Consider the following 15,903-nt stretch of genomic DNA (forward strand, 5'->3'; position numbering starts at 1 on the left):
CGGGGCTGTGGCCGGGGTGGGCTTGTGGCAGGCTGGTGGCGGGATGACAAAGCGGCCAATGCAGGACCGGTCTCGTTTCGAGCTTCTCGCGCCCTGGGCGGTGGTCGCCTTGGCGCTGCTCCTCTCGGGCTGCTCGCCCCTGCGCGGCTGGGAGGCGATGCAGGTCGCTCAGGACATCGCCGCGGCCGGAGGTCCCAGCGGACTCAAGGAGTCGCGGCCGCCGCCGAAGCGCCGCAGTGTGACCTACAAGGTCGATCACCGCCGCTCGGCCGGCGACCTCTATCTGCCGGGCGACCGGGCCGAGGCCGGTCTGGTCCTTGTCCCCGGCGCGGCGGTCAACGGCAAGGACGATCCCAAGTTCGTCGCCTTCGCCGAATCCCTGGCCCGGGCGCGCTTCGCGGTGCTGGTGCCGGAGATCCCGAACCTGCGCCAGCTCAAGGTCCGGGCGACCGACGCCCGCAAGATCGCCGACGCGGCCCGTCACCTCGCGAGCTTCGCCGCGGCGGGGGAGGGCGCGCCGGTCGGTGTGGTGGCGGTCTCCTACGCCGCCGGGCCCGCGGTGATGGCGGCGGCGGCACCCGACGCCCGCGACCGCATCCGCTTCGTCGCGGCCATCGGCGGCTACTACGACCTGGAGGCGGTCATCACCTTCTTCACCGCCGGCGTCTATCGCGACGCGCCCGATGGCCCCTGGCAGGCGGCCGATCCCAACCCCTACGGCAAGTGGGTCTACCTGCGGTCCAACAGCGACTTCATCTCCCTGCCGCGGGACCGGCGCCTGCTGCAGGAGATGGCCGAGCGCAAGCTGGACGACCTGCGGGCCGACATCTCCCATCTTGCCGCGGGGCTCAGCCCCGAGGGGCGCTCGATCTACGCCCTGCTGCAGAACCGCGACCCGGCCGAGGTCGGGCGCCTGATTTCGGTCCTGCCGCAGCGCGTGCGCGCGGAGATCCGCGCGCTCGACCTGAAGAATCTCGATTTTTCAGATGTCTCGGCGAGGATCCTGCTGATCCACGGCAGGGACGACAAGATCATCCCCTACAGCGAGAGCCTGGCCCTGGCCGCCGCCGCCGGCGAGGACAAGGCGGAGCTCTTCCTGGTCGACAACCTGGCCCATGTCGACCTGGGCCCCGGCAGCCTCGACGACCAGTTCACCCTCTGGCGCGCGGCCTACCGCCTGCTGGAGGAGCGCGACGACGCGCCGGCGCCGGCACTGCCGGCGGCTCTGGCGAGCACGGACTGAAGCCGGGCTTGCGGAGCCAACGCCGCCCCAGTGTGGTGGATCCTAAGTTCGTTGCATCTAGGATCGCTTTTGCGGTCGTCTGGGTAGGAAGCGTCGCGCGGGCGATGCCGTCGCATCGTCAAGCGGCGCTGACGCCCTCCAGAGGGCGGCAAAAGCGACCCTTCGGGCGGCCTTGCAGGCCCCTCGGTCGTCGTTGCGCGGCTCTCGTAATGCGCCAGCATCACCACGACCCGCGCGCCTCGCCGAGACCCCTGCAAGGCCGTCCTAGATACAAGGAACTTAGGATCCACCACACTAGAGGCCGTAGCGATCGACCGCCGCCATGTCCCAGTCCATGCCGAGGCCGGGGCCGCGGGGGGTGACGCAGCCGTCGGCGAGAACCGGTGGCTCGGCGATCACCGGGCTCGCGAGGTCCAGGTACTCCAGGTAGTGCGCCAGGGGCGTGACCGGCAGGACGTGGGCGCTGGCCTCGATGAAGAGGTGGCTGGAGACCGGGATCGCGGCCGCCTCGGCCTGGCCCATGGCCCGCAGCCAGCCGGTGATGCCGCCGATCTTCATCAGGTCCGGCATGCAGAGGTCGCAGGCGCCCGCCGCGATGGCGTGGGCCATGTCGGCGGCGAACCACCAGTTCTCGCCGGTCTGGACCGGGACCGCAGAGCCCTCCCGGACCCGGGCGTGGCCGGCCAGGTCCTCGGCCGGCACCGGCTCCTCGACCCAGGTCAGGTCGAAGCGCTCCAGGGCGGCGATCCGGCGCAGGGCCTCGGGCGCGGTCAAGGACTGGTTGTAGTCGACCATCAGCCGGACCTCGGGCCCGATGACCTCGCGGACCCCGGCGACGTTCTCCAGGTCCCAGGCCAGGTCGCCGACGCCGATCTTGATCTTGATCGCGCGGAAGCCCTGCTCGAGGCTGCCCTCCAGGGCCGCGCGGTCGGCCACCGGGTCGACCACGCCGTAGCTGTCGTAGGCCGGCACCGGCCCGACCCGGCCGCCCAGCAGCGCGACCACCGGCTTGCTCAGGGCCCGGCCCTGGAGGTCCCAGAGCGCCATGTCGAGCCCCGAGAGGGCCATGCCGACCAGGCCCTGGCGGCCCATCAGGCGGAAGCGCGCCTCCAGGTCCTTGTAGAGCGCCGCGGGCGCGGCGGGCTGACCCTTGATCACCGCCTCCAGGTCGCCGAGGAAGGCGGCCAGGGCGCGCAGGGTCAGGGTGCTGTAACCGAAGATCCAGGCGCGGCCGGTCACGCCCTGCTCCGACTCCACGTCGAGCAGGAGCAGCGGCGCGTTCGGGATCGAGCCCGAGGCGGTCCTGAGCGGTCGGGCCAGCGGCGCGGCGACGGCGCGGGTGGTCAGCGCGCGGAAGGTCAATTCGGCGGTCTCGGACATGGCGGGCTCCCGGCTCCGGAAAGTGAGGTTGCCACCGGTCTAAGGCATTATCCGATCAGATGGAAACGCTTCGCGATCCCGCTGGCCGGATGCAATACCAGGGAGCGTCGATAGTGACCTGCGCTAGTCCTGCTGGAGCCGGACTGACCTGAAGACCTCCAGCGCCCAGTCTCGGCCTTCGGTGGCGGTCTCGTAGGTGAAGGTCAGGAGGCAGAGCTGCCCTTTGCCGCCGCCATCCTTGCCGATGCAGGCCTGGAAGTGCCAGCAGCGCCCGTCCTCGGCCTCGCTCTCGCTGCCCCAGCCCGTCAAGCCCTCGCCGTCGTAGGTCGCGCAGAAGCCTCGACCGCGGTGCTCCGCTTCCATCTCGCGCACCGTGTCCGCCGCCGGGCTTGCCTCGGGGGTCTTGGCTTCGAAGGTATAGCTGCTGAGATTGAGGGCGCGCTCGCCATGGGCCAGGACCGTCGTGCCTTCGTCGCCCTCGTCGTCGAGTTCGCGGAAGTAGCCGGGCATCACCAGGCTCCAGCCGCCGCCGAAGGGGCGCCGGTGCTGGCCGCGGCGGAATCCGATGCCCTCGGCCTTGGGCAGCTGCCCGGTCTCGTCGCTGGACAGCAGGTCCCTGATCTCGGCGATCTCCGCGACCGGCAGGCCGATCGACGGATCGAGCTTCCGGGCCCGGCCGAAGCATTCCACGGCCAGCTCGTAGAGCTGTTGCTCCGCCTCGTCGACCGGCGGGGTCCAGGGCAGCTCGGTCCAAGCAAGGACCAGGGCGCAGTCGCGCCAGTAGGCGGCGTCGGCCGGATGGTTCCACCAGGGAAAGAAGGCGGCGGCCAGGCTCTCGGCCCGCTCGCCTTCGGCGGCAGCCAGGGCTTCGAACCAGCCCCGGTCCCAGAAGCCCAGCGGCGAATAGGCGAATTGCTCCGTGACCAGGTGGTAGTGAAGCGGCATGGACAGGGCGATCTGGCCGATCTCGCCGTCATGTCGTTCGAGAAGAAGGTTTGCGAGGCCCTTCAGCCAGGCCAGCATCTCCTGCTGCAGCGCGCCGAAGTCGCGGCTCTCGTGATAGCCGGTCTCGTCGCCTTCGTCTTCGTCGTGGTCGCTCCAGTCCCAGTCGATCCCGGCGACCGGTCCGATCGCCTCGATCAGCTCGACCAGCATGGCGTGGTAGCCGGGCCCCACGGTCGAGGTGTTGGCCGAGACCGTGAGTTCGCCGTCGTCGCCGAAGCCGAAGTCCACCGCCTCGGCGGCCGGGTGGAAGGTCACCTCCATGCCGCCCTCGTGGGCCTGGAAGTGCAGCAGGCGGTGTTGAAGCGGATCCGGGACAGCCTGGAAGATCGCCTCCTGCAGCCGGCGGCAAAGCTCGGCATGGCTCGGCTTGCGGCGCAGCAGTCCGCGGCCCCGGGCGCTGCCATGGATCAGGAAACCGAGCCCCATCCTTTCGGCCTTTCCTTGCTCTGCGGGCGGACGGCAACGCCGGCGAGGCTAGGACCGGCCGGTGAAGATCCCTTTAACCATAGCCGGCCTTCGCTAAAGCCGGTCACGCTTTCTTGCCGGCGCCGATCTTCGGCTCCTCGCCCTTCAGCAGGCGGCGCAGGTTGCTCAGGTGCCGCGACCAGACCAGCACCGCCAGGATCGCCGCCATCTGGACCAGCTGCAGGTCGCCCAGGAAGAGCCAAGCGAAGGCCGGCCCGGCGGCCAGGGCGATCAGCGCCGCCAAGGAGGAATAGCGGAAGGTCGCGGCGATCAGCAGCCAGGTCAGGCAGCAGGCGATGCCGACCGGCCAGGCGATCGCCAGCAGCACGCCCAGGGTGGTCGCCACGCCCTTGCCGCCCTTGAACTTCAGCCAGAGCGGGAAGAGGTGGCCGAGGAGCGCGCCGTAGCCGCCCATGATGGCCATGTCCGGTCCCCAGGCCCCGGCGACCAGGACCGCGGCCGCGCCCTTGCCGCCGTCGAGCAGCAGGGTCGCCGCCGCCAGGCCCTTGCGCCCGGTGCGCAGCACGTTGGTCGCCCCGATGTTGCCGGAACCGATGGCCCGGATGTCCCCCAGGCCGGCGATCCGGGTCAGCAGCAGCCCGAAAGGCACCGCTCCCAGAAGATAGCCGCCGATCAGCGCCGCGGCGAGATAGGGACCGGAAAACTCCCAGGAGATCGGATCGGGCATGGGGGCGGGTCGGCTGTGATGGCAGAGCGAGCTTAGGTAATGATCTGTGGTTTCGGACGCTTGGGCAACCGTGACGTCCGGCCCCCAAGGCACGCAAATCAAGGCTACAAGGCTGTCAATCGGCCTGGAAGATCGTCCGCCCGTCGACCACCGTGCGCAGCACCCGGCCCTGGACCGGGTGGTTCTCGAAGGGGGAGTTCTTGGACTTGCTGCGGAAGGAGTCGGGGTCGAGGCGGCCGGCGAGCTCCAGGTCGAAGAGGACCAGGTCGGCCGGGGCGCCCACGGCCAGCCGGCCGGCCTTGAGGCCGAGGATCTCGGCCGGGGCGAGGCACAAGCGGCGCAGCAAATCGAGCAGGGAGAGCTCGCCCTTGTGGACCAGCTCCAGGGAGAGGGGCAGCAGGCTCTCCAGGCCGACGATGCCGGCGTCGGCGGCCTCGAAGGGCAGGCGCTTGGAGTCCTGGTCGTGGGGGCTGTGGTCGCTGGCGACCGCGTCGATGACGCCGCTGGCGACCGCCTTGGCGACGGCCCGGCGATCGTCCTCGCTGCGCAGGGGCGGGACGACCTTGGCGAAGGTCCGGTAGTCGCCGACCGCGTTCTCGTTGAGGGTGAAGTAGTGCGGCGCGGTGTCGCAGGTCACCGGCAGGCCGCGCGCCTTGGCCGCGGCGATGGCCTCGACCGCGGCGGCGGTGGAGACCTGGGCCGCGTGGTAGCGGCCGCCGGTCATCTCGACCAGGCGCAGGTCGCGCTCGATCATCATGACCTCGGCCAGCGGCGGGATGCCGGGCAGGCCGAGGCGGGTCGCCAGCTCGCCGGCGTTCATGGCGCCGCGCGACAGCGCTGGCTCCTGGGCGTGCTGGACGATGGTCACGCCGAAGGTCTTGCCGTAGGCGAGCGCCCTGCGCAGGACCATGGCATCGGCGACCGGCTTCAGGCCGTCGGTGAAGCCGACCGCCCCGAACTCCTTCAAGAGGCCGAGCTCGGTCAGCTCCTTGCCCTCCAGGCCGCGGGTCAGGGCGGCGTAGGTGTAGACCTTGACCAGCTTGGTCTCGCGCGCCCGGCGGGCGACGTACTCGACCCCGGCGACGTCGTCGACCACCGGCTCGGTGTTGGGCAGGGCGGCCAGCGAGGTAACGCCGCCGGCCGCCGCCGCGGCGCTGCCGGTCTCGATGGTCTCCTTGTGCTCCTCGCCCGGCTCGCGCAGCTGGACCCGCAGGTCGACCAAGCCCGGCGCCAGGCAGTCGCCGCCGCAGTCGGTGGTCTCGATCCCCTCGGGCACGCCGTCGAAGACCCGGGGCCCCAGGTCGACGATGACCCCGTCCTCGACCAGGACGTCGCCGACCACGTCGAGGCCGCTCTCCGGATCGAGCAGGCGGGCGTTGAGGTAGGCGCTGCGGTGCTTCGGCATAGGACTAGGGGCGCCTGTTTGTGCCGACCGGGTCACCCCCACCCCGACCCTCCCCCATCAAGGGGGAGGGGGAAATGAGATAGCCCGCCGTCTTGTACCCTCCCCCCTTGTGGGGGAGGGATAGGGAGGGGGGTAAGACTTGCATCATCGTTTCCAGACCCTACGCATTCGTCTGCAAGCCACGGGTCAGGGCGTCGAGGCAGGCCATGCGCACGGCGACGCCCATCTCGACCTGCTCGCGGATCAGGGAGCGGTCGATGTCGTCGGCCAGCTCGCTGTCGATCTCGACGCCGCGGTTCATCGGCCCGGGGTGCATGACCAAGGCGTCGGGCTTGGCATTCTTGAGCTTCTCCCGGTCCAGGCCGAAGAAGTGGAAGTACTCGCGGATCGAGGGCACGTAGCTGCCCTGCATGCGCTCGTTCTGCAGGCGCAGCATCATGACGATGTCGCAGTCCTTCAGGCCCTCGCGCAGGTCGAAGTAGGGGGTGACGCCCAGGCGGTCGATGGCGCTGGGCATCAGGGTCGGCGGCGCGATGACCCGGACGCGCGCGCCCAAGGTGTTCAGCAGGTGGATGTTGGAGCGGGCGACCCGGCTGTGGCTGATGTCGCCGCAGATCGCCACCTCCAGCCCCGCGATGATGCCCCGGCGGCGGCGGATGGTCAGCGCGTCCAGCAGGGCCTGGGTCGGGTGCTCGTGGCTGCCGTCGCCAGCGTTGATCACCGCGCAGTTGACCTTCTCGGACAAGAGCTTCACCCCGCCCGAGTCCGGATGGCGGACGATCAGCACGTCGGGGTGCATGGCGTTCAGGGTCATGGCGGTGTCGATCAGGGTCTCGCCCTTTTTGATCGACGACCAAGCCACTGACATGTTGATGACGTCGGCGCCCAGGCGCTTGGCCGCCAGCTCGAAGGAGGTCCGGGTCCGGGTCGAGCTCTCGAAGAAGAGGTTGATCACCGTCCGGCCGCGCAGCAGCTCCTGCTTCTTCTCGGCGGCACGGCTGACCTCGACGTAGCCCTCGGCCAAGTCGAGCAGGAAGAGGATTTCCGGCGGGGAAAGCCCGGCGATGCCCAGCAAATCGCGATGCGGGAAACGGCTGGCGAGGGCGTCGGACTCGGGCGTGCTCATTAAAGGCGTCTTATGACATCGCCACGCCGGGGGCGCAAGACGGTGAGGCGGGTGATTTGGTTCTTCTCTTCTGTCATGCCCGGACTTGATCCGGGCATCCATGGTGCCGCTTGCGCGATGGATCCCCGGGTCAAGCCCGGGGATGACAGTGAGGAGGAAAGGCGCGCGCCGACCTGACTCATCCGGTGGCGAAGCGGTCGGGACGGAAGGGGGCGAGCAGCTCCACCTCGGCGCCGTCGAGGAGTTCCATGGCGGTGAAGCGGCCGACCGCCGGGGCCAGGGTGATGCCGCTGTGCATGACTGCCAGGTAGAGGCCTTCGATCCCGGGCAGCGGGCCGATCGCCGGCAGGCCATCCGCGGGGATCGGGCGCAGGCCGACCGAGACATGCTCCATTTCCAGGCGCTCGCTGCCGGTCAGGGCCGCCTTGATCCGGTCGATCAGGCGCTGGCCCTCGGCCTCCGGATCGTTGGGCGCCGGGCCGCCGCCGAAGGACTCGCCGGCGACCAGGCGGCCGTCCGGATCCTGCTTCATGTGAAGGCCCGGCGATTCGACCACCCGGCCGAGCAGCGGGGGCATCGGCCGGCTGTGGACCAGCAGGCCGGGCGAGGACCGCAGCGGCAGATCGAAGCCGAGGCGCGCCGCCAGGCCGGCGCTGGCCACCCCGGCGGCCAGCACCACCTGGTCGGCCTCCAGGTTGCCCGCCGCGGTTCTGAGGCCGGCGACCCGTCCATCGGAAGCTCGAAATTCAGAGACTTCGCAGCCGATCTTGATCTCGGCGCCGAAGGCCTCGGCGCCGGCCAGCAGCGCCTCGGTCGCGGCGACCGGGTTGAGAGCGCCTTCGCAGGCGGAGAAGACCGCGCGCTCGGGCGGCGCCCTCAGCTTGGGCTCCAGGGCCCGGATCTCGTCGCGTCCGACGACCCGTAGGTCATAGCCCCAGCTCGCGTGCTGCCGGACCAGGGGGTCGATCTCGTCCTCTTCCAGGTCCCAGTTGAGGCCGCCGCCCCAGGTCACGACCAGGCGGCCGGCCAGCTCCGCCTCCAGGCGGCGGTACTCCTGCAGCCCGAGCATGCGCAGGTCGTAGTAGGGCTTGGGGTTGCGGAAGGAGGCGTTGATCCAGGCGAAGGAGGCCCCCGTGGCCTCGCCGGCGGGCGGGCCGCGGTCGACGACGGTCACCTTGGCGCCGCGCCGGGCCAGGTGATAAGCGATGGCGGCGCCGAGGATCCCGGCGCCGACGACGAGGACGTGCTGTCCCTTGCGGCTCATGAGCTCAGCTATCGCACCCGCCGCAAGCTCGGCGCAAGGACGATGGCGGGTGGCCGTCAGCCTAGGCGCTGGCGCAGGCGGGCGATGTGGGCGGGGCCGACCTCGCAGCAGCCGCCGACCACCTTGGCGCCGGCCAGGACCCAGTCCGCGGCGTATTCGGCATAGGTGAAGGGATCGAGGTCGCGGCGCAGGCCCAGGGCGGCGATGCCGTCCTCAACGTAGTCCCAGTCCTTGGGCACCGCGGCGAAGGCGTTAGCGAAACCGCCGGCGATGCCGCCGCGCGCGGCCGCGATTTCGGAAAGCTCGGGCATGGCGACGGAGATGCTCTCCGGCGCGCAGCAGTTCGCGAGGAAGCCGCTGACCGGCAGGTCCTGCAGCGCCGCCGCGGCGTCGGCGACCGTCTCGCCGCTGCGCAGGCGGGGGCTGCCGCCGTCCTCCAGGGTCCAGGCGACCCAGACCGGCTTGCCGGTCGCGGCCGCGCCGCTCGCCGCCGCCCGGGCCTCCGCGGCGCTGGACATGGTCTCGCAGAGGAAGACGTCGACGAAGGGCGCCAGGACCTCGGCCTGCTCGCGGTAGAGCGGCTCTGTCTCCTCGAAGGGCGCGACCCGGTCGGGGCGGTAGCTGCCGTGCAGCGGCGGCAGGGAGCCGGCGATCAGGACCTCGGCGCCGGACTCGTCCCGGGCCCAGCAGGCCAGCTCGCCGGCCGAGCGGTTGAGCTCGTGGAAGCGCTCGGCCATGCCGTTCTCTTCCAGGCGGGGCCGGATGGTCGAATAGCTGTTGGTGGTGATGATCCGGGCGCCGGCGGCGATGTAGTCCAGGTGCACCGCCAGGACCTTGGCCTGCGCCGAGACCAGGGCATAGGCGGACCAGAGCGGATGGCGCTTCAGCCCGCGGTGGCGCAGCTCCTGGCCTAGCCCGCCATCCAGCACCACCACGCCCTCGGGCAGGGCAAGCTCGGGAACTCCGTCCATCGCGCCTCTCTATACCTCTTGGCATAAGTTGCCCGAGAATAACGGCGGGGATGAGGCAAGGCCAGAAACCTTTCCAGGGCAGGGCGACGGGGCCGACGCGGCTCCGCTTGACAAGGCCCCGGCGACGGAGGATCTGGAGCGGGTTTCACATCCGGGGCCTTGCATCGGGGAGGGGGCTTGCCTCAGGACAACGACAGCGGAAACGCAAAGGGCGGCAACCTCGCCTTCGTGGTGACCCTGGGCGCCCTGGCCGCGGTCTCGGCGACCACGGTCGACGTCTGCCTCCCGGCCCAGCCCGAGATCGCCCGTTCATACGGCGCCGCGCCGGCGGCGGGCGCGGCCCTGGTCAGCGCCTACCTGCTCGGCTACGGCCCGGGGCAGCTGCTCTGGGGGCCGCTGGCCGACCGCTTCGGCCGCCGGCCGCCGCTGTTCCTTTCGCTCGCCGGCTTCATCCTGGCCAGCGTGGTCTGCGCCCTGGCCGGCAGCTTCGAGGTGCTGCTGCTGGCCCGCGGCGTCCAGGGGCTCCTCGGTGCCGCCTCGCCGGTGATCGCCCGGGCGATCGCCCGCGACCAGGGCGGTGGCGCGGCCAGCGCCTCGCTGATCTCGGCCATGACCATCGTCCTGGGCGGCGCGCCCCTGCTGGCGCCGGCGATCGGCTCCGGGCTGCTGGTGCTCTTCGAATGGCCGGCGATCTTCTGGTTCCTGGCGCTCTTCGGCGTGCTGACCGCGCTCTCGGCCTATCTCGTGCTGGCCGAGAGCCTGCCGCCGGCCAAGCGGAGATCGCTGTCGCCGGCCGGGCGACTGGGCGACGCCCGCCGGCTCTTCGCGGCGCGCGATTTCCGGGTCGGGATCGGGATCTCGGCATCGATCTTCGCCGGCTACGCGGCCCTGCTGTCGGTCGGCGCGGCAGTCGCGCTGGAACGCTACGGTGTCGCCGTCGAGGCCTTTGGGCCGCTCTTCACCCTGGCCGCCGTCGCCTTCGTCGTCGGCTCGGTGGCCGCGCGCCAGGGCGTCCGCCGTTTCGGCGTCCAGGCGGTGCTGACCCTGGGCGCCGGCATCGCCGGCCTGGCCGGCCTCGGCCTTGCCCTGGCCGCCGGCGCGGATCTGGCCCTGCCGGTCTTCTGGGGCCTGGTCGGGCTCTACGTCCTGGCCTTCGGCCTGCTGCTGCCGGCGGCCACCGCCCTGGCTCTGGAGCCGGCCGGCCAGATGGCCGGCTTCGGCTCCTCCCTGATCGGCGCCCTGCAAGTCCTGGCCGGCGCGCTCGGCGCCCAGCTGGCGGCTGCCGGGATCTGGCCGAGCAGCTACGCCGCGCTCTGCTGGGTCATGGCCGCTGGCGCCGGCCTCTGCCTGGCCGTGCGGATCGCGTCGTTTGTTCGACGGGCACCAGTGTGAGGCCGAGGCCTATTTCGGTGCCAGCCTGTCGATGGCCTCAAGGGCCATCATCCGGTTTTCACCAGTTTCCAGCCACTTGGTGAGAGGACCTATGGTGGTGACGAGACGGCAATACGCCTTGACGATCGAGCTCGATTTCACTATTTTCAGTCTATACAGAAATAACGGGAACGCCTTATGAAACTGACGCCGGTCATGGAGAAGTACATCCTCCATTGGGGGGAGATGGGAACGCGCTGGGGCACCAACCGCTCGGTGGCCCAGATCCATGCGCTGCTCTACCTGGCGCCGCGGCCCCTGCCGGCGGAGGACATCGCTGAGACTTTGTCGATCGCCCGCTCCAACGTCTCGACCAGCCTGAAGGAATTGCAGGCCTGGGGCCTGGTCCGGGTAACCCACATCCTGGGTGACCGGCGCGACCACTTCGAGGCCTTGCACGACACCTGGCAGATGCTCACCACCATCGTCGAGGAGCGCAAGCGGCGCGAGATCGACCCGACCCTGACCATGCTGCGGCAGTGCGTCCTGGACGCCGAGACCGACAGCGAGACACCGCAGGTCGTGAAGGACCGCATCGCCAACATGCTCGGTTTTATGGAGCGTCTGACCAAGTGGTACGAGCAGGTCCGCGGCTTGCCCAAGGCGACCCTGGTCGGCCTGATGCAGATGGGCGCCAAGGTCTCGCGCGTCCTGGGGAAGAAGGCGGCATGACTTGCGCCGCCGCCCTATTTCCTGGGTTTCACCTTGGGGCCGGCCCGCCGAAGTCATTTTTTTTGAACAATAGTTTCAGTCTTAACAGAAACATCAGAAGGGAGACTCAGATGATGGCACGCAAGATCTGGCAGGGCGACTTCGCCCGCTTCTGGTTCGGCCCGCGCGCCGCGCCCCCCGAGCCCCCCAGCAAGCCGCCAACCGGCAAGCCGCCGCCCAAGGCCCGCAAGCCCGCGTCCAAGCCGGCCGAGGCCGGCCGCCCGCTGGGGATCGTCGAGGCGCACCGCCGGGCGCTGCGCGAGAAGCGCGTCCTGAAGCCGCAGCCCTAGGGGCCAAGGCTCGGCTGGAGGCAGGGGAGGCTCCCCATGGAGGTCGGGATGACAGGGACGGTCGTGCGAAGCGACGAGCCCTTGACGGTCGGTGTCGGGATCGACGATGCGAAGGAGGTCCCCGAAGAGGAGTCTGTCTTCCGCCGGCTCCTGGGCGAGGCCGGCTGGGCGCGCCTCCATCCCGAGGTGCGCCGGCGCTTCGGCGTCGAGGCCGAGGCGACCCACCACTACGCGGGCTTCATGTCCGAGGTTCGGCTGTCGCGCCTGGGCTGGCTGGTCGCCCAGGTCTGCCGCCTGATCGGCACGCCACTGGCGCCCTGGCGCGGCCGCGACGTGCCTGTCCTGGCCCGGGTCTACCGCGACACCCGCCGCGACGGCACCGTTTGGGAGCGCTTCTACTGCTATCCGGCCCGGCCGCCGGTCCGGGTCGCCTCGACCAAGGTCTGCGACCAAGCGGCGGGCCTGATGGAGGTCGTGGCCGGCGGGCTGGGCATGTACCTCCGGCTATTCGAGCGCGAAGGCGCGCTGATCTTCGAAAGCCGCGGCTACTTTTGGGAGGTCTTCGGCCGGCGCCTGCCGCTGCCGGGCCTGCTGACCCCGGGCCGGACCCGGGTCAGCCACGCCGAGGCCGGCGGCGGCAGCTTCCGCTTCACCCTGGAGATGCGCCACCCGGTCTTCGGCGAGACGGTCTTCCAGACCGGCCTGTTTCGCGAGATGGGCCCGGCGAACTGAGCGAGGCGCGACATGGAACTGGTGCTCTACCTCTTTCTCGTCCAGGCGCCGCTCGGAGCCTTCGACATCGTCTACCACCATGAGATCACCGAGCGCCTGACCTGGCGCCGGGCCGCGGTGGCGGAGTTGCGCCTGCACGCGGCGCGCAACCTTTTCTACGTCGTGATCTTCTTCTCTCTGGCCTGGATCGAGTGGCGCGGGATCTACGCCTGGCTCTTCGCGGCGGTGCTGGTCGCGGAGATCGGCATCACCCTCTGGGACTTCCTCGTGGAGGACCGGACCCGCGACCTGCCGGGCAGCGAGCGGGTTCTCCACAGCGTCCTGGCCATCGCCTACGGCGCGATCCTGGCGGTTCTGCTGCCGGTGGTCTGGGGCTGGGCCGCGCTGCCCAGCGGCGTCGCCTGGGTCGACCGGGGCTGGCTATCCTGGGTCATGACGCTCTACAGCGGCGGGGTGCTGTTCTGGGGCCTCCGGGACCACCTGCGCGCCCGCGCCCTGGCCCGGCGCAGCCCGGCGGCCCGGCCCAATGCGGCTCGGGACCTGCCGGCGCGGCGCTCGGTCCTGATCACCGGCGGCACCGGCTTCATCGGCCGGCGGCTCTCAGCCGACCTCATCGCCGCCGGCCACCGGGTCACCGTGGTCACCCGCGACAAGCGCAAGCTGCGCGACGTCGAGGGCCCCGTCGCGGCGGTCGACCGCCTGGACCAGCTCGACCCGGAGCTCTGCTTCGACGCCGTGGTCAACCTGGCCGGCGAGCCGGTCGCCAACGGCCGCTGGACGCCCAAGAAGAAGCGCGAGATCCTGCGCAGCCGCCTGGAGACGACCCGCGACGTCGTCGCCTTCATCGCCCGGGCCAAGACCCGGCCGCCGGTCCTGATCTCGGCCTCGGCGCTCGGCTACTACGGCTTCGGTGCCGATGCGGCCTTCGACGAGGACACGGAGCCGCGGCCCTCCTTCGGCAACGAGGTCTGCGAGGCCTGGGAGGCCGCGGCGCTGGAGGCCGAGAAGCTCGGCGTCCGGGTCTGTTGCCTGCGCATCGGCCTGGTCCTGTCCGCCGAGGGCGGGGCGCTCGGGCAGATGCTGCTGCCCTTCGAGCTGGGCCTGGGCGGACCGATCGGGCGCGGCCGGCAGTGGATGTCCTGGATCCACATGGACGACATGCTCGGCCTGATCCTGCGCGCCCTGGCCGACGAGCGCTTCGCCGGCCCGATCAATGCCACCGCCCCGCAGCCGCTGCGCAACCGCGACTTCGCCCGCGCTTTGGGCCGGGTCCTGCGCCGCCCCGCCGTCCTGCCCCTGCCCGCGCGCGCCCTGCGCTTCGCCCTGGGCGAGATGGCCGAAGAGCTGCTGCTCGGCGGCCAGCGCATCCTGCCCAAGCGCGCCGAGGAGCTCGGCTACCGCTTCCGCCACCCGGAGCTCGAAGGCGCGTTGAAGGACATCCTGCGGTGACAGAGGAAGGAGGTGATGATCTCGGGAGCCACCTCCAAGATCACCGCTCCTGCCGGTCATCGTCCCGCGCAACGGCCTTGGGGAACGGCGTCATGGCCACGACTGGCTTTGTCGTCGCTGCCTTCGTCCCGGGGACGATTCTCGGGTTGGCGTTGGGGGTCGCGGAAGCCATTCGCAAAGGGGCGTTCCAGCCACTCGAGGTGCTCGCGGGGATTTTCCTCGGCCTGGTTTTCGGCCTCGGAGTCACGATACCGACGATCCTGATCGCTGGTCTTCCAGCGCACCTGCTCTACCGATGTCTCGGGTGGTCGGACTGGCCACGGCACGTCTTGGGCGGTGCCGCGATCGGCTGGGCCCTGGCCGTGGTGACGGGCAGCAACCACGGGTGCTTCAAGCGTGGGGTGGCCGGCAAACTGCCCGACTGGCTCGCCTGCCTTTCGCTTGGAGAGCAACTCCTGCTCTCCGGCATAGGCGCGGCCGCGGCGTTGATGTTCTGGTCGGTCGCATATCGGCGCCAGCCCTGGCTTGTCTTCATCGGGCTGCATGCGGCCTTACCGCTCGCCATCGTGGCATTGCGTTGAGCGTCTATTGGATCGGAGGTCCGGCATGAGTGAGTCAGCAAGGGCGGCGTCAGACCCCTTCAAGGTCAATTCCCTGATCCTCTCCCCGGAGGCCGATGCGCTGGCGGCGGAGGTGCGCTGGGATCCGGTCCGCTCGCTCTGGAACGGCGGGATGATGCTGGCGGCGCTGGCGCTCGGGCCGCTGACCTTCGCCTGGGACGCCTTCCTCGTCTTTCTCGCGACCAGCGCCGTCGTGCTCTGCACGGGGCATTCGGTCGGCTTTCACCGGCGGCTGATCCACCGCAGCTTCGACTGCCCGAAGTGGCTCGAGCGCCTGCTGGTCTGGTCGGGAACCGCGGTCGGCATGGGCGGGCCGCTCTGGACCATCCGGGTCCACGACACCCGGGACTGGGCCCAGCGCCAGGCCCGCTGCCACGACTACCTCTCGCACCGCCGGGGCTTCTGGACCGACGCCTGGTGGAACCTGCATTGCCGGCTGCGGCTGCGCCATCCCCCGGGCTTCGACCCGGGGCCCGGCATCGCCGACGACCGCTTCTACGTCTTCCTCGAAAAGACCTGGATGCTGCAGCAGGTCCCGATCGCTCTGGCGCTCTACGCGTTGGGAGGCTGGCCCTGGGTGGTCTGGGGCGTCTGCGTCCGGGTCACCGCTTGCACCACGATGCACTGGTACATCGGCCGGATCGCCCACACCCGGGGACCCCAGTCCTGGCTGGTCGAGGAGGCCGGGGTCCAGGCCCATGACGTGCCGCTCTTCGCCATCCCGACCATGGGCGAGAGCTGGCACAACAACCACCATGCCTTTCCGGCCTCGGCCCGTCACGGCCACTATCCCGGGCAAGCCGATCCCGGCTGGCGCTTCATCCAAGTGCTGCAGTGGCTCGGCCTGGCCTGGAACGTCCAGACCCCGGAAACTCTGCCGCCGCGTCCGGGCCTGATCCCGGTCATGCCCGGCGCCAAGGCGATCGGGCTCGCGGCGGAGCTGCAAAACTCTGATGCCGCGCGATAGCGCGAGGCTGCAGATCGGCAGCTTCGCGAGTCCGGCTGCGGTTCCGCGGCCGCCCTTCTAGAGTATCCGTTTTGATCAAGCTCTCTGCTTTGTCCACTTGCGGTTTTCGCGGAGGAGGGCGTTTGCGGTGGTGATGAGTTTTCTCATGACGGCTGT

15 protein-coding genes are annotated in these 15,903 nt (G+C 70.4%); 8 read left to right on the forward strand and 7 right to left on the reverse strand.

Features of this window, described 5'->3' with window-relative positions; translation table 11 throughout:
* Positions 1–58 precede the first annotated feature (58 nt).
* A complete protein-coding gene (locus QNJ30_05910) occupies positions 59–1,243 on the forward strand; it encodes a hypothetical protein (GenBank protein MDJ0942976.1) in 1,185 nt (394 codons plus the stop codon).
* A 294-nt stretch (positions 1,244–1,537) separates the two neighbouring features.
* Here QNJ30_05910 and QNJ30_05915 read toward each other — a convergent pair whose 3' ends face one another.
* From QNJ30_05915 to QNJ30_05945, 7 genes are all read right to left on the reverse strand, one after another.
* On the reverse strand, positions 1,538–2,623 hold the full coding sequence (locus tag QNJ30_05915; protein MDJ0942977.1) for an enolase C-terminal domain-like protein: 1,086 nt from the start codon (positions 2,621–2,623) through the stop codon (positions 1,538–1,540).
* A gap of 123 nt (positions 2,624–2,746) precedes the next feature.
* Positions 2,747–4,054: a hypothetical protein gene (locus tag QNJ30_05920; protein ID MDJ0942978.1), complete on the reverse strand. Its 1,308-nt coding sequence runs from the start codon at positions 4,052–4,054 to the stop codon at positions 2,747–2,749.
* Between the two features lie 103 nt (positions 4,055–4,157).
* Positions 4,158–4,781: a glycerol-3-phosphate 1-O-acyltransferase PlsY gene (gene plsY, locus QNJ30_05925; protein ID MDJ0942979.1), complete on the reverse strand. Its 624-nt coding sequence runs from the start codon at positions 4,779–4,781 to the stop codon at positions 4,158–4,160.
* A gap of 115 nt (positions 4,782–4,896) precedes the next feature.
* Complete coding sequence (gene pyrC, locus QNJ30_05930) at positions 4,897–6,186, reverse strand: dihydroorotase (protein MDJ0942980.1); 1,290 nt, start codon at positions 6,184–6,186, stop codon at positions 4,897–4,899.
* 160 nt (positions 6,187–6,346) lie between these two features.
* A complete protein-coding gene (locus QNJ30_05935; protein MDJ0942981.1) occupies positions 6,347–7,312 on the reverse strand; it encodes an aspartate carbamoyltransferase catalytic subunit in 966 nt (321 codons plus the stop codon).
* A gap of 178 nt (positions 7,313–7,490) precedes the next feature.
* A complete protein-coding gene (locus QNJ30_05940; GenBank protein MDJ0942982.1) occupies positions 7,491–8,576 on the reverse strand; it encodes an FAD-dependent oxidoreductase in 1,086 nt (361 codons plus the stop codon).
* A 56-nt stretch (positions 8,577–8,632) separates the two neighbouring features.
* Entirely contained in the window at positions 8,633–9,547 is a 915-nt protein-coding gene (locus QNJ30_05945) for a homocysteine S-methyltransferase family protein (GenBank protein ID MDJ0942983.1), read from the reverse strand.
* A gap of 177 nt (positions 9,548–9,724) precedes the next feature.
* Between QNJ30_05945 and QNJ30_05950 the strand changes: the two genes are divergently transcribed.
* The 7 genes from QNJ30_05950 (at position 9,725) to QNJ30_05980 (ending at position 15,747) form a co-directional block, all read left to right on the forward strand.
* On the forward strand, positions 9,725–10,939 hold the full coding sequence (locus QNJ30_05950) for a Bcr/CflA family efflux MFS transporter (GenBank protein MDJ0942984.1): 1,215 nt from the start codon (positions 9,725–9,727) through the stop codon (positions 10,937–10,939).
* A 177-nt stretch (positions 10,940–11,116) separates the two neighbouring features.
* Positions 11,117–11,650, forward strand: a complete 534-nt coding sequence (locus QNJ30_05955) for a MarR family transcriptional regulator (GenBank protein ID MDJ0942985.1) — start codon at positions 11,117–11,119, stop codon at positions 11,648–11,650.
* 110 nt (positions 11,651–11,760) lie between these two features.
* Positions 11,761–11,979 (forward strand): hypothetical protein, encoded by a 219-nt coding sequence (locus tag QNJ30_05960; GenBank protein ID MDJ0942986.1) that lies wholly within the window; start codon positions 11,761–11,763, stop codon positions 11,977–11,979.
* A gap of 48 nt (positions 11,980–12,027) precedes the next feature.
* Entirely contained in the window at positions 12,028–12,711 is a 684-nt protein-coding gene (locus tag QNJ30_05965) for a DUF4166 domain-containing protein (protein MDJ0942987.1), read from the forward strand.
* Between the two features lie 12 nt (positions 12,712–12,723).
* Entirely contained in the window at positions 12,724–14,160 is a 1,437-nt protein-coding gene (locus tag QNJ30_05970; protein ID MDJ0942988.1) for a TIGR01777 family oxidoreductase, read from the forward strand.
* 92 nt (positions 14,161–14,252) lie between these two features.
* Complete coding sequence (locus tag QNJ30_05975; GenBank protein MDJ0942989.1) at positions 14,253–14,741, forward strand: hypothetical protein; 489 nt, start codon at positions 14,253–14,255, stop codon at positions 14,739–14,741.
* A 25-nt stretch (positions 14,742–14,766) separates the two neighbouring features.
* Complete coding sequence (locus tag QNJ30_05980; protein MDJ0942990.1) at positions 14,767–15,747, forward strand: acyl-CoA desaturase; 981 nt, start codon at positions 14,767–14,769, stop codon at positions 15,745–15,747.
* The last annotated feature ends 156 nt before the right edge of the window (positions 15,748–15,903 follow it).

The sequence above is a fragment of the Kiloniellales bacterium genome, from assembly GCA_030066685.1.
Taxonomy (GTDB): domain Bacteria; phylum Pseudomonadota; class Alphaproteobacteria; order Kiloniellales; family JAKSBE01; genus JAKSBE01.

Coding starts and splice junctions, on each gene's coding strand:
- QNJ30_05910 (MDJ0942976.1), top strand. CDS start 59: ATGCAGGACCGGTCTCGTTTCGAGCTTCTCGCGCCCTGGGCGGTGGTC.
- QNJ30_05915 (MDJ0942977.1), bottom strand. CDS start 2,623: ATGTCCGAGACCGCCGAATTGACCTTCCGCGCGCTGACCACCCGCGCC.
- QNJ30_05920 (MDJ0942978.1), bottom strand. CDS start 4,054: ATGGGGCTCGGTTTCCTGATCCATGGCAGCGCCCGGGGCCGCGGACTG.
- plsY (MDJ0942979.1), bottom strand. CDS start 4,781: ATGCCCGATCCGATCTCCTGGGAGTTTTCCGGTCCCTATCTCGCCGCG.
- pyrC (MDJ0942980.1), bottom strand. CDS start 6,186: ATGCCGAAGCACCGCAGCGCCTACCTCAACGCCCGCCTGCTCGATCCG.
- QNJ30_05935 (MDJ0942981.1), bottom strand. CDS start 7,312: ATGAGCACGCCCGAGTCCGACGCCCTCGCCAGCCGTTTCCCGCATCGC.
- QNJ30_05940 (MDJ0942982.1), bottom strand. CDS start 8,576: ATGAGCCGCAAGGGACAGCACGTCCTCGTCGTCGGCGCCGGGATCCTC.
- QNJ30_05945 (MDJ0942983.1), bottom strand. CDS start 9,547: ATGGACGGAGTTCCCGAGCTTGCCCTGCCCGAGGGCGTGGTGGTGCTG.
- QNJ30_05955 (MDJ0942985.1), top strand. CDS start 11,117: ATGAAACTGACGCCGGTCATGGAGAAGTACATCCTCCATTGGGGGGAG.
- QNJ30_05960 (MDJ0942986.1), top strand. CDS start 11,761: ATGATGGCACGCAAGATCTGGCAGGGCGACTTCGCCCGCTTCTGGTTC.
- QNJ30_05965 (MDJ0942987.1), top strand. CDS start 12,028: ATGACAGGGACGGTCGTGCGAAGCGACGAGCCCTTGACGGTCGGTGTC.
- QNJ30_05970 (MDJ0942988.1), top strand. CDS start 12,724: ATGGAACTGGTGCTCTACCTCTTTCTCGTCCAGGCGCCGCTCGGAGCC.
- QNJ30_05975 (MDJ0942989.1), top strand. CDS start 14,253: ATGGCCACGACTGGCTTTGTCGTCGCTGCCTTCGTCCCGGGGACGATT.
- QNJ30_05980 (MDJ0942990.1), top strand. CDS start 14,767: ATGAGTGAGTCAGCAAGGGCGGCGTCAGACCCCTTCAAGGTCAATTCC.